Here is a 12,708-nt window from a genome sequence, read left to right on the forward strand (position 1 = left end):
ACCCGACCACCACGAAGCCATGGTCTACATCGCCACCATCATGACCATGTCACGCCGACTCACCCGAGCGTGACCGAAGTTCCCGGACGCTCACTGAGAGGGGCAGAGCAGTTGCACTACGACGGTCAGGGGTGTGCCGGGTGCGATGGTGTGGTTCTCATCCGGTGTGGTGATGACGATCGATCCGTCGGTGCCGTCCTTGAAGGATCTGTGGGAGCCCAGGGTTGAGATATCCCAGGACACCCGACCGAAGATCAGACACTCCCCCGTCGTTGTTCTCTGGTTCGAGTTGGGCGCTTGGCTGCTTCCGTTCGGATCCTGCCCATCTCGCTTTTCGGAACAAGTTTGATGATGTCTTGTCGTGAGGTGATCAAGAGTTTGTGAAAGATTGCCCCCATCTGTGCGTCGATGGTCCTGAGGGAGTTGCCTCGACGGGCAGCGATGGCACTGTTCGTCCATCCTGCAGCAGCCAGCGTGGCGACTTCCCGTTCGGCACTCGAGAGTTCACCCCAATGGGACAGGTTGTTCTTCCTGGCGGGATGGTCGATTGGCATCTCGTCGATGGACAACGTTCCCAGCGCCAAGCGCTGCACCTCGCCTAGCTCGGGACGCAGTGAGGAGCCTTGCCGGTAGGCCGCGGCGAACGCCTCGTCCCCCAGCACACGGCGGACAACCTCGATAGCCTTGTTCGTTTCATGGGCGAGCAGCGCCAGATCGCCAAAATTGATTCCCGGCCCTGCCCGCATAGTCGCCGCTCCTCCGATGAGCTGAGCGGTTTCGGTGGCCAACGCGCTGATCTCGGCTCGGTCCGCATTTCCGGCGTCGATCATATTGGAGACGATCCGCGCCAACGTCCAATGCCGAATGTACAGTGCGAACGACACGCCCCACTGGTCACGCGCGGCAACATGATACTCGAGTGCTGAGCGCCCCACGGCCGATGCCTCGGCGGGATCACCATGTTTGGTCAATGTGATCGCCCAGGCCAACTCGGCCCATGCCTTTGCCCACCCAGCTCCGGACCTGGTGGCATGCTCCAGGTGACGCCGCGTGATCTCCAACGCTTGCTGTGCAGTTCCGAGGGAGCTGGCAGCTACGGCCTGGTAGAACTCACTCCTGCCCTCACCGCCCCAATCATCGAAGGTGCCGAACTTTTGCCGGGCCCGACCCAGCACCGCGATAGCCCTCGGGTCACGGCGGGCGAGCATCAGTACCGTCCCCCAAAGGAATTCGACGCTGGCGGGCAGACCGAGATCGTTTTCCGGATTCTGCCGCCAGTTCCCTCCGGCCTCCGTGTCGCCGATGCATCCGACCACACATTCCTCGAGTATCCGGTCGGCCTCGTCGCTTCTGCCCTGCAGCACGGAGAGCCACCCGAGCATCGTCATGGCTGCTGTTTGAAGCTCGGTCGGCTGTGCAGTGCGTCCACGGGTCGCCTGCAGGGTGCGTTCGGTCCACCGGCGTACTTCTCGGGGTGAGCCTTTGATGATGGGCAGGGCAACCAAGCCCGCAGAGATTTCCAAACCGAGTTCGGGTTCCCCGGAGGTCAAGCTTGTCTCGATCGCAGTCACGATGTTGTCCCAGGCTGTGCGAACCCCCCAGTTCTCTTCGCCGGGGCTGAACCATTTGATCTGCGCTTTTACGACTTTGTCTCGATAGTATCTGCGGTGACGGCGTTCGAGCCGCGCCGGCTCGTCCACCTCGCTGGTGGAGCGTTCTTTCAGCCGTTGCGCGGCAAACACCCGGATACTTTCCAGCAGCGAGTACCGCACCGTCGTCGGCATGATGTGGGCCGTCACCAGCGACTGGTCGACGAGCCCATCAAGCAAGCCCTCGATCTCCTCGCATTCCAGGCGTACGACCGCATCACCGCCGGATAGCGGCTCACTATTTTGGGGCCAAGCCGCATCGTCGGCGCACACCGCCGCGATCGCTTCCAGACCAGCGCCCACATCCGGCGCGGAGCCGGTGTCATCCTCGGGATTGGTGTCGTAGCCCGCGGCGAAGACCGACATTCGATCCAAAAGGAGCCGTTCCTTGTCCAGGCACAGGTCATATGACCAAGCGATGACGTCACGAACGCTTTGGTGACGTGGCTCGACTCCCACCCGCGGCCCGCGCGACCAGCGCATCCTTTTGTCGGTGGCCTCCCCGCTCAAGTCCCGAACGATGGCACCCAGCGGTTGCCGCAGCAACCGTGCGGCCGCCAACCGGATATACAGCGGATTGTTCTCCACGTGACGGCACACCAGGTTGGCCAGCTTGATTTGATCAGGGGTGGTTACGGGATTGTCGGTGAGTTCAGCGCGACTCCGAAACAAGGTGAGTGCCTGCTGCTGTGACAACGAAGGAACCAAAATGACACGTTCGTCGACCCACCCGATCGGCCGGCGGCTGGTCGCAAGAATGGTCAGACCCGGCACCGCTTCGGTCAGCTCTGCGATCAACTGTCCGGCAGCGGTCAGGACATGCTCGCAATTATCCATCACCAGCACGGTCTGCAGATTCCGTCCCACCGCGTCCGTACTGGTCAACGTATCGACCAGCGAATCCCAGGCCGATTGCTCCGAGGAGTCGGCGTCCACCACCGAGCGCATGATCTCCTCCTCGACCGCGGTCGCGTCGGCGCCCTTGGTCAGCCGCGCTAATCTCACCCAAAAGATCCGACGGTGTGCAACCGTGTTGAACCGGCGCACAGCTTCGGTCGCAAGGCGCGTCTTTCCGATACCGCCGGGACCGATCAAGACGATCACTCGAGCAGAACTCAGCAGCAGGGTAGCGATCTTCTCCAACTCCGGATCACGACCAATGAAACGATCCGTAGCCGATACCAGGTCTCCGCGATATTTGCGGCGGGTCGCCAACATGCCACCGGAGTTTACTCATCCGAGCAAAATTCTGTGGGTTTGATCACTGCTTTCTGTAACCGTTGTGAACGAGGGCTATTACTGTGACAGATGAAAATTTTTGGTGGCGCCATGGCGGCATCCAGCAGTCTTTCGGGAAGCCTGCGCCACCCACCGTCTTGGCGGCCGCAGACTGGACCGTGCGGCCGGCTCCGCACGTGGAGCTGGCTCCCTTTCGTTCGATTCGATCGACAGCCATTGCAGCACAGCTATTTATCCTGGTCAGCGCCGTTTTGCGGCCTTCAGAGCCTTCGTGTGGGGTTGCGGGTTCGGCCCGGTAGCCCGACCGGCTACGAGTCGTGAGGTGAGGGGGCAGGCGGCCATGGTGGCGATGGCTCTCCAGAGTTCTCGACTGGTGTGAGGAACCTGCCATCCGGGCGTTGGGTGTGGTACACCGCCACATCCGAACCGTACATGTCGGTGACCTCGTGGAGTCGGTGCCGCACGACCGACAGCGGGCCTTGTTTGGAATCCACGTAGACGTCGCCAGAAGTCACGTCTGCGACCACCCCAGAGTGTGTGACGACGGAGTCGGCGTTCCGATAGACCACCACATCACCCGGAACCGCGGCACCGATATCGATTCTGCGGAACCCGTTGTCCTTCAGGATCCAGTCGACCCAACCGCCCCCCAGCCAGCCCGCTTCGCCGTCGCGACTGAAGGTGTACCCGTGGCAGTTGTAGTGGGGGTTGATCGGTGCGAGCGACTCGAGCCGATCAAGCCGGACACCGCTTTCGATGTTCATTCGGAACAGCTCGGTCAGACCGGCTCGGCTGCGGAAGATCCATGGGTCGAAGGGGGGAGGGGCACCGGCTGTGGCCTCCGAGAGGGTCCTCGGCGGGATCACCGTTCCTCCATCGGTTGTGTGGGTACGTAGCGTGATCGGGTCGGTGGCCCATCCAGTTCTGGCGACATGTGCAGCTATCTCATCGGGTGTCTGGTGTTCGGCGGTGGTATTCAGGTCCGTGTGTGCAGGGGTGGCCCGTGCAGCCGGACCGATCCTGTCGAGTCCGGTTGCGAGCCGCTCGTCTTCGTGCTGGATCCGACCGAGGCAGTTCCGTATCTGGTGCGGGAATTCGTGGTGTGTTTTGCTGATCTGTGGGGCGGCTTTGTAAACAATGGCATCGGCGATGCGCTCGGCTGCCTCCAGCATTCTCGAGATGATCGCTGCGTCGCCCGACCCGCCCATCGAGGTTGTCTCTCGCCTGTGACCGGGCTGTCAGGCAGCGAGGCCGACGGTGGTGAAGTCGACCTCGGTGAGCGCCGGGTCGAATGGGTCGGGTTGGTGGGTGAGTACGTCGGTGGCGTAGGCGCCGAAGCGACTGATGTGGGCACGCACGTACGGCGACAGGGCGGCGAGCTGGTCGGCGGTGACGGTCCAGACCTCGGCGGCCAGGTCGCGGACGACGTCCATGATGTTCAGGGCGTTGTGGAAGATAACCAGATTGGCCAACAGGGCGTTGAGCTTGATCAGCTTCTCCTGCTCTTCGGAGTCGTTGTCGGCGAGCACCCCGTTGTTGCCGAAGCTCAGCCATTGGGAGAAGTCGTTGCGCTCGATCGACGTCACCCGCGCACCCTCTCCGAACCACACCGAACCAGGACCCACGCACCGTAACGGAAGACAACCCTCCCGCACCCCCCACAGTCCACCAAACCACAACCGAATCAACGCGGACGGTTACACCTCACCCCGATCGGCATGCCTCAGACCAGGGCGTTGCCCCTTTCCGGCTTATCTCGACTGCGCCCCCGACAGAACAGGAGCCCTCCGATGAAGTGTTCGCGGATGAGGAGTCGGCGCGTCTGTGGGAGTTTCCGGAGGTCAGTCGCGAGGAGTTATTTCGGTTCTTCACATTGCGGTGATCGACGCCGCCACCGGAAAGACGCTGCTGGACACCCTGGTCAACCCCGGCCCCGGCATGCCGATCGCACCGGGAGCCTTCGCTGTGCACGGCATCACCGACGCCGAGGTCACCGCCGACGGGCGTCCCGGCCTGGCAGCTCACACGGCCCGGGACGTGGTGTATCGATGTCCTGAACCGTGAGTGCTGCTGGACAACCGAATTCCCGCAGCACCGCTGCACGCATGCGCATCTTCTCCTTCGAACGGTCAGCCCACGAGACCGGCGGATTCGGTCTTGCGGGGCAGGGAGCGAATCAGTTTGCGATTGGCGAACTCGAAGATGCCGAGTTCGGACAGTTCGCGACCGAAACCGGACTTCTTGATCCCGCCGAAGGGCAGATCGGGCTCCAAGGACGTCGGATGGTTGATCCACACCATGCCGCTGGCGATCTGCTCGGCCACCGCTCGCGCGCGGTCCGGGTCACTGCTGTACACGGTGGCCCCGAGCCCGAACTTCGAGGTGTTCGCCAACTCGATCGCCTCGCGTTCGTCGCCGACGCGGTACACCACCGCGACCGGCCCGAACAGTTCCTCGGAATAGGCGCGCATATCGGGGGTGACATCGGTCAGTACCGTCGCGTCGACGAACGCGTCCTGGCGTCCCGGCGCCGGTACGTCGGGGCGGCCGCCACCGGTGACCACCGTGGCGCCCTTCTCGCGGGCATCCTGAACCTGTTCCAGCAGCTCCTCGGCGGCCTTCGGGGAGGAGAGCGGTCCGAGTGTGGTCTCCGGATCCGACGGGTCGCCCGGGCGCAGTGCGCCGAACCGCTCGGCCAGACCGGCCACGAAGCGATCGTACAGTTCGTCCGGTACGATGAAACGTTTTGAGGCGACACAACTTTGACCGGTGTTCGCCAGCCGCCCTGCGGTCGCCGCATCGATCGTGTCGTCCAAATCGTCGGCGTCGAGCACGATGAAGGGGTCGCTGCCGCCGAGTTCGAGTACGCATTTCTTCACGTGCCGCCCAGCGATCTCGGCCACCGACGCACCGGCGGCGTCGCTGCCGGTGAGGGATACGCCCTGGACAGCGGGGTGGGCGAGGACGTGCTCGACGTCCGAGACCCGCAGGAAGACGTTGGTGTAGACCCCTTCGGGCGCGCCGGCGTCGGTGAAGATCTTCTCCAGTTCGAGCGCGGTGAGTGCGCAGAGCTTGGCGTGCTTGAGCAGAATTGTATTGCCCAACACCAGATTCGGCGCCGCGAACCGCACCACCTGATAGATCGGGAAGTTCCACGGCTCGATGCCGAGCAGCACCCCCAGCGGTGGGTTGACGAGCTGGGCTTCGCCCTCCTCGACCGGCAGTGTGGTGGGCTCCAGAATGCGCGGTCCGTTCTCGCCGTAGTACTGCAGAATGCTCGCCGAGAGGTCGACTTCGAACTCGCTCTCGGAAATGCGTTTGCCCATTTCGCGGGTGATCAGCCGGGCGAGGTCGTCCTTGCGTTCGCGCATCAGATTTGCCGCGGCGGACACCACCCGCGCACGCTGCTCGACCGGTTTCGCGCGCCACGACCGATAGGCGTCGTCCGCGCGTTCGACCAGGGCATCGAGTTGCTCGGTCGCCACATAGGGCAGTTCGGCCAGGGTTTCGCCGGTATAGGCGTCGACCGTCTCGAACGGTTCGGCGTTGGGACCCGAGGCGCTCATAGGCTGGACGTTGGTCGATGTCATCGGTCACCACTCCTCGTACGATGGAATCCGACTCGGTCGGTGCCGGTCGGTGTCACTGGGTGGCTACCCGCCCACGGCGCACGAAACATCTCACCGCACGCTGACGTGCGGGAATGCCGGCCGGTCGCGCCGTCCGGCATCGGTGGGCGGCGCTGAGCGGGCTGGTTGGTGTCGGTGGCGCGGACGTGGAGGGCGTGGGTGCAGGGGTGGCCTGCCAGCGGTAGGTCCATTGGCGCCAGGTGTCGAGGGAGTATTCGGTGGTTAGTACGGGATCGTCAGCTGTTCCGCGGCGGAGATGTCGAACAGGGGCAGTTCGTGTAGTTGCCGTGCCGCTGCGGCGCGCTGTTCGGCCTGCTCACGGACCGCGCAGGTCGGCCCGATGCCCTGGGCCACCGATTGCGGTGACAGCAGCCAGCCGTGACAGCGGCGACAGTGCGCGACAAGTCGCACGGTGGGCAACCGGCCACGCCCGCGACCCGGGCCGTCCTATTCGGCGAGTTCGGACCGGATCTCCAGATCCGGACGCGCCCACCCCGCGGCGGTGACCACGAGCACCCCGTCGTGGCTTCGCAGGCGGGCGAGCACCGCGCGCATCCGGCTCGGCGACGCGGCGCCGGGGACATCGAGGACGACGACGTCGGCACCGTCGAGCAGGACCCCGGCCACGGCGAGTGGATCCGGGATCCGGGATGTGCGCGAGCCGGGCGAGGTTGCCGTTCATCTCGGTGAAGGCCAGCAACCCCAGCTGCGGGCACCCGATGACCGCGACCCACTCCCCAACGGCGGTCACCGCGGCGAGCAACCCCGAGCAACGCGGCCAGCGCGGCCGACCGGACGGGTGTCGACGTGTCGAAACTGCCATGGCATGCCCTTGTCGTCGAAAGGTGTGGTGACCGACGGTTCAGTGGATGGGTTCGAACTCCCACAGCACTGGAGTCCCGTCCGGGCCCTTGGGGATCGGGAAGTAGCTGTGATGGGTGGCGGGGTCCAGCGCCAGCGAATGGGCCCCATCGGCCAGATGCGCGGCGCCGACGGCGACGGTGCGGCCGTCGCGGCGGTCGAACACACTGACCCAGCCGCTTTCGGCCGCGACGTAGACCCGGTGCGCGCTCGCGTCGTAGACCAGCACGTCGGGAGTCTGACCGACAGAGTCTTGCCCGGTGACGGTGCGGGCGGCCAGGTCCACGGTGACCATTCTGGAGTCGGCCTCGCAGCCGACGAACATCACCTGTGCATCCGGGTCGAGGGCTTGGCCATGTGGATGGTCGCAGCCGGGCGTGGGGATCCGGTCGGTCACCACGAAAGTCGCGGGATCGATCACCGCCAGATCGTTGCGGCCCTGAACCGCGACGACCATGCGATCGGTGACCGGGTTGTAGACGACGTTGCCGACCTCCCCACCCAACCCGACGGTGGCGCGCACAACACCGGTGTCGGCGTCGACGACGGTCTCGGTGCCGGCGTGCTCGTTGGTCGTCCACACCGCGTGACGGACCGGGTCGTAGGCCAGCCCGTCGGGGTAGTCACCGGTCGGTGCGGTGAACACGACCGCGCCGCCGTCTTCGTCGAAGGCGACCAGCTGGTTGCGGCCGGTCGCGGTGGCATACACCCGGTGGATGTCCGGGACCACGAGCACGCCGTGCACGTCCGGCACATCGGGGATGGTGCGCACCACCTGGTGGGCGCGCACATCGACCTCGACGACCTCCCCGGCACCCATGTGCGCGAGGAACAGCAGCCCGCGCCCGGCATCGAGGCTGGTGTAGTCGAAGCGCACCGGCCCGCCGGTCAACGCCACCTGCGCGACCTGCCGCAGCGGCAGCTCCCCGGGATGCGGGGGACCCTGCGGTGGGGAGTTCGCGCATCCGCTCACCGCCAAGGCCGCGGCGCCCAGCAGCGCTGCGAGTGCGCGCGTCGGGGGCATCACCCACCTCCCACATCGGTGTAACCGTGGTTTCAACACTACGCTGGAGGCCAGGTGCGGTGAACCCCACCACCGGATCGGAGGATTTCGTGCCCGACTCACCAGCGGCTAAGCCCGGGCAATGGGTGATGCTGTCGTATCGCATGCCTCGTGAGCCGTCCACGCCGCGGATCGCGGTGTGGCGCAAGCTCAAACGCCTGGGAGTCGGGCAGATCTCCGACGGCCTGGTCGCCCTACCGGCGGATGCGCGCACGCGTGAGCAGCTGGAATGGATCGCCGAGGAAGTCATCGATGCCGGCGGTTCCGCCTCGATCTGGATCGCCCAACCCGCAACGTTGACGGTCGAACGTGAGCTCGCCGCCACCATGGCCGCCGCACGCGCGGCCGAGTACGCCGCGATCACCGCCGAGGCTGCGGCGGGCCCGGTGTCGGTGACCGCCCGCCAGTCGCTGGCCCGGCGATTGCGCACCGAGCTGCGCACGATCAAACGCCGTGACTACTTTCCACCGCCCGAACGCGACCAGGCCATCGCCGCGGTCGAAGCTCTTGCCGCGGCACAGGTTTCACGCGCCCGCGGAGTGTCGTCATGAAGTGGGCGACCCGGGCGGGCATTCACATCGACCGCGCCGCCTGCGCGTGGCTGATCCGCCGCCACGTCGACCCCGGCGCCGAGTTCGTCTTCCTCGCCGACCCGGCCGATCTCCCGGCGGAGGCGACCGGGTTCGACATGCGCGGGGTCGAGCTGTCCCACCACGGTGGGGATTGCAGCTTCGAAACCATCCTGCGCCGCTACGAGCTGCATGATCCGGTGCTGTGGAAACTGGCCGCGATCGTGCACGAAGCCGACCTCGACGACGAACGCTACGACGCCCCCGAAGCCCCCGGCCTGGACACCGTGCTGCGCGGACTGTCGATGATCTGCACCGACGAACAGATCCTGGAGCTGACCGCCCCGATGTTCGACGGCCTCTACGAATTCCACCGCCGCGCCACCCTCTTGGGCCGGGAACCCAGCTGAAAACCCGCCTCACCCGACACCCTCCGCTCCACCCACCGCCGGTGTGTGCGCCCCTGCGCAATGCGCGGGCAATTCGGCCATTTCCGAAACCCGCGTGCCGGACTTCGCGTCGCACAACCGATGCAACCAAGGTTACATTCCCTGCGTGAATGAGGCGACACCACCGAAACAGCAGGACCCTCCGACATCGGCGGAGGAGGGCACATCGACCGTCGGGTTCACGCGGATCCTCGCCTACTTCCTGAAGTTGGGCGCCATCGGGTTCGGCGGCCCGATCGCGGTGGTCGGCTACATGCAGCGCGACCTCGTCGAACAACGCGCCTGGATGGGCCGCCGAGACTTCCTCGACGGCGTGGCACTCGGCCAGGCGATGCCCGGGCCGCTGGCCGCCCAGGTCGCGATGTGAGTCGGCTACCTGCGCGGCGGCGCGCTCGGCGCCGCCGCCGTCGCCGCTGCGTTCGTCGCGCCCTCGTTCCTGCTGGTGGTAGTCGTCGGCGGGGTCTACACGCGGTATTCGGGGTTGAGCATCGTGGCGTCGCTGTTCTACGGCATCGCCCCCGCCGTCATGGCCATCACCACCCTGGCCGCGATCAACCTGCTCAAACTCACCGACCCCCGCGACCCGCGGTTGTGGGCCATCAGCGCGGCCGTGGCTTCACCTTGCGTGGGACGAGGAGCGGTGACCAGGGAACCTCGCCCGGGGGGACAGCGCCCCTTCCTACCCTCGCGAGCGACGCCGTTCCCGAGGGGCCGACGCCGTCGGCCGAAGGTGGTGGCGACGACACCTGGGGAATCGGCATCTGGTTGGTCCGCGCTGCGGGACTCACAGTGGAAACCGTTCGCCCACCGTGACAGCACAATCGGAGGACCGATACATGACCGGATCTCGCATCGACCTGATCGAGAACTTCTACCGCGCCTTCAGCGGTGACGTCGATCTGCTCGACGATGTAGTGGCACCTGAGTGGGAGGACATTCCGCTGGGACCCGACCAGCAACCCGGGCGAGAAGGCATCAAACCTCTTGTCGTTGCGATCAATCAGGCGTTCTCGGACTTCACCATCGTCATCGAGACCGTCCTCGACGGCCGCGGCGACAACGGCGACGGCCCGCTCGCAGTGCGCGCCGAAATGCGCGGCACGCACACCGGCGAGTGGTTCGGGGTGCCCGCGACCGGGCGGGAAGTCCGAATCCCGATCCACGAGTTCCACGAAGTCGCCGACGGCCGCCTGGCCCGGACCTGGCACCTCGAGGATTGGCTCGGCTGGCTCCACCAGGTCGGAGCCTGGCCAGTGGCAGGACAGGAAGAGAAGAAACGATGAAAGCGATTCAGATATCCGACTACGGCGAGCGCGTCGTCGCCCGTGACATCCCGACACCGGCCATCGGCCCGCGGGAGGTCCTGGTGCGCGTCGCGGGATACGCGGCGAACCCCCTCGACCTGAAGATCGTCGCAGGCCATATGCACGACTACTTCCCGGTCGAGTTCGCGTACACCCTGGGCACCGATCTGTCGGGAACCATCGTGGCCGCCGGTGACGACGTCAATGGATGGGCCGCCGGAAACCGTGTCATCGCGCGTCTGGACCCGAGCCGCGGTGGCGCCGCCGCCGAGTACGCGGTGGTGCCCGCAGCGCAGCTGGTCCGAGCGCCCGCCACGGTGTCGCTGCCGCTGGCCGCCGGTCTGGTGACCGCGGCGGCAACGGCGTGGCAGGCCCTGACCGAAGTGGCGAACGTCGAGCCCGGGCAGACCGTGTTGGTACACGGCGGCGCGGGCGGGATCGGCAGCTTCGCGGTGCAGTTCGCCCGCGATCTCGGCGCCCGGGTGATCGCGACGGCGTCGGGCCCCGGGCTCGGGATCACCGACAAACTCGGGGCTCATCAGGTGATCGATTACACCACAACCGATTTCACGACTGTCGCGACCGAGGTCGACGTCGTGATCGATACCATCGGCGGCGATACCGAGATCCGCTCACTGGAAGTGCTGAACCCGGGCGGCCTCCTGGTAGCAACCCCGATGCCACCCGATGTCGAGCGCGCCGCAACCCGCGGCGTCCGCGCCGAGTTCGTCTTCCACAGCTCCGACCCGGCCCGGCTGGCACGAGTAGCCGAGAAGATCGACAGCGGAACACACATCCTGCTCGACCGCATGGTCCCGCTCACCGAGGCAACTGCCGCGCTGGACTATCTCGACGCGGGAAAGGCGAAGGGCAAGGTAATCCTGGTCGCCGACAAGCTCGTCTGATATCCGGCCACGACAAGGGCATCCGTCGAATCGACGCGGCGGTCCCCCGCCGGCATCGCTGCGGCCGCGCTCGATGGGGCCATTACCACCTGGTTCGCGTGTCGCCCCGACCGGATACTGATCTCATGGATCTCTCGGAGCTCGGCGCGTTTCTGAAGTCCCGGCGTGATCGGGCACGGCCCTCCGATGTCGGTCTCCCGACCGGACCGCGCCGACGCGTACCCGGTCTGCGCCGCGACGAAGTCGCCGGGCTCGCCGGCGTCTCCACCGATTACTACGTGGAATTGGAACAGGGACGTGGAGTCCAACCGTCCGAGCAGATGCTGGCGGCGCTGTCCCGGGCGCTGCGCCTGACCTCGGACGAGCGAAACCACCTGTATCATCTCGCCGGTCGCCCGCTGCCGCCGATACACGGCGTCGCCGCGCATGTCCACCCGGGCATGCTCGATCTGCTCGATCGGCTGCCGCACACCCCGGCGCAGGTGATCACCGATCTCAGCGCGACATTGATTCAAAACCGGCTCGCACGAGCGTTGCTTGGACCTCCTCCAGCCGAGACGGGTCTCGAGGCGAGCTTCATCTATCAATGGTTCACCGACCCGTTCGTCCGCGATCTCTACCACCCGGAAGAGCATGCCCACCAGTCGCAGGTTTTCGTCGCCGATATGCGGGCGGTCGCGGGCCGGCGCGCAAGGGATCCCGAAGTGATCGCGCTCACCGAGAAACTGCTGCGGACGAGCGCGGAATTCGCCGAGCTATGGGCCAGGCGTGACGTCGCCGTTCGCCGCGCCGACCGGAAACGGCTGATCCATCCTCTGGTCGGCGAGATAGAACTCGATTGCCTCAGTCTGCTCAGCGAGGACGGCACGCAACGCCTACTGTGGTTCACCCCCGCGCCCGGATCGCGCGCTGTCGAACAGCTCGAATTGCTGTCCGTGTTCGGTGAGCAGCAGATCGAGCCGGCGGACTAGATTCCGGTTACCGTGCACGGCGACCAGAGGAATGGGCCCGTCACCGATTCGGACCGGCGCTCACCGGCG

13 protein-coding genes and 1 pseudogene are annotated in these 12,708 nt (G+C 65.9%); 7 read left to right on the top strand and 7 right to left on the bottom strand.

The features are described from left to right. Nucleotides 1-254: 254 nt before the first annotated feature. From ACWEO7_RS28975 to ACWEO7_RS28985, 3 genes are all read right to left on the bottom strand, one after another. On the bottom strand, nt 255-2,867 hold the full coding sequence (locus ACWEO7_RS28975; protein WP_452427875.1) for a helix-turn-helix transcriptional regulator: 2,613 nt from the start codon (nt 2,865-2,867) through the stop codon (nt 255-257). 329 nt (nt 2,868-3,196) lie between these two features. After that, a complete protein-coding gene (locus ACWEO7_RS28980) occupies nt 3,197-4,060 on the bottom strand; it encodes a CHAP domain-containing protein (RefSeq protein ID WP_452427877.1) in 864 nt (287 codons plus the stop codon). 66 nt (nt 4,061-4,126) lie between these two features. Next, nucleotides 4,127-4,474: a Tn3 family transposase gene (locus tag ACWEO7_RS28985; protein WP_452427879.1), complete on the bottom strand. Its 348-nt coding sequence runs from the start codon at nt 4,472-4,474 to the stop codon at nt 4,127-4,129. A 292-nt stretch (nt 4,475-4,766) separates the two neighbouring features. On the opposite strand from ACWEO7_RS28985, the gene ACWEO7_RS28990 reads away from it, so the two are divergent. Further along, nucleotides 4,767-4,952 (top strand): hypothetical protein, encoded by a 186-nt coding sequence (locus tag ACWEO7_RS28990; RefSeq protein ID WP_452427881.1) that lies wholly within the window; start codon nt 4,767-4,769, stop codon nt 4,950-4,952. A 65-nt stretch (nt 4,953-5,017) separates the two neighbouring features. Here ACWEO7_RS28990 and ACWEO7_RS28995 read toward each other — a convergent pair whose 3' ends face one another. From ACWEO7_RS28995 to ACWEO7_RS29010, 4 genes are all read right to left on the bottom strand, one after another. Next, the gene (locus ACWEO7_RS28995; protein WP_452427882.1) at nt 5,018-6,478 is read right to left on the bottom strand and encodes an NAD-dependent succinate-semialdehyde dehydrogenase; all 1,461 of its coding nucleotides are present in this window, start codon (nt 6,476-6,478) and stop codon (nt 5,018-5,020) included. Between the two features lie 261 nt (nt 6,479-6,739). Beyond that, nucleotides 6,740-6,928: a DUF6011 domain-containing protein gene (locus tag ACWEO7_RS29000; RefSeq protein ID WP_452427884.1), complete on the bottom strand. Its 189-nt coding sequence runs from the start codon at nt 6,926-6,928 to the stop codon at nt 6,740-6,742. 36 nt (nt 6,929-6,964) lie between these two features. Further along, nucleotides 6,965-7,144 carry a hypothetical protein gene (locus ACWEO7_RS29005; protein ID WP_452427886.1) on the bottom strand — a complete coding sequence of 60 codons (180 nt, stop codon included), beginning with the start codon at nt 7,142-7,144 and terminating at the stop codon, nt 6,965-6,967. 235 nt (nt 7,145-7,379) lie between these two features. Further along, complete coding sequence (locus ACWEO7_RS29010) at nt 7,380-8,402, bottom strand: YncE family protein (RefSeq protein WP_452427888.1); 1,023 nt, start codon at nt 8,400-8,402, stop codon at nt 7,380-7,382. Nucleotides 8,403-8,491: 89 nt separating this feature from the next. Here ACWEO7_RS29010 and ACWEO7_RS29015 point away from each other — a divergent pair, with 89 nt between their 5' ends. The 6 genes and pseudogenes from ACWEO7_RS29015 to ACWEO7_RS29040 all read left to right on the top strand — a co-directional run bounded on the left by ACWEO7_RS29015 (nt 8,492) and on the right by ACWEO7_RS29040 (nt 12,639). Then, entirely contained in the window at nt 8,492-8,992 is a 501-nt protein-coding gene (locus tag ACWEO7_RS29015) for a Chromate resistance protein ChrB (protein WP_452427890.1), read from the top strand. Further along, entirely contained in the window at nt 8,989-9,420 is a 432-nt protein-coding gene (locus ACWEO7_RS29020) for a chromate resistance protein ChrB domain-containing protein (RefSeq protein ID WP_452427892.1), read from the top strand. The genes ACWEO7_RS29015 and ACWEO7_RS29020 overlap by 4 nt, the downstream gene beginning before the upstream one ends. A gap of 145 nt (nt 9,421-9,565) precedes the next feature. After that, nucleotides 9,566-10,351 (top strand): annotated as a pseudogene (locus tag ACWEO7_RS29025) (chromate transporter). After that, nucleotides 10,296-10,742 carry an ester cyclase gene (locus ACWEO7_RS29030; protein WP_452427894.1) on the top strand — a complete coding sequence of 149 codons (447 nt, stop codon included), beginning with the start codon at nt 10,296-10,298 and terminating at the stop codon, nt 10,740-10,742. Before ACWEO7_RS29025 ends, ACWEO7_RS29030 begins: the two are co-directional and overlap by 56 nt. Continuing rightward, a complete protein-coding gene (locus tag ACWEO7_RS29035) occupies nt 10,739-11,668 on the top strand; it encodes an NADP-dependent oxidoreductase (RefSeq protein ID WP_452427896.1) in 930 nt (309 codons plus the stop codon). Before ACWEO7_RS29030 ends, ACWEO7_RS29035 begins: the two co-directional genes overlap by 4 nt. Nucleotides 11,669-11,793: 125 nt before the next feature. Next, nucleotides 11,794-12,639 carry a helix-turn-helix transcriptional regulator gene (locus ACWEO7_RS29040; RefSeq protein ID WP_452427898.1) on the top strand — a complete coding sequence of 282 codons (846 nt, stop codon included), beginning with the start codon at nt 11,794-11,796 and terminating at the stop codon, nt 12,637-12,639. Nucleotides 12,640-12,708: the final 69 nt, after the last annotated feature.

The organism is Nocardia sp. NPDC004260, from assembly GCF_053603155.1.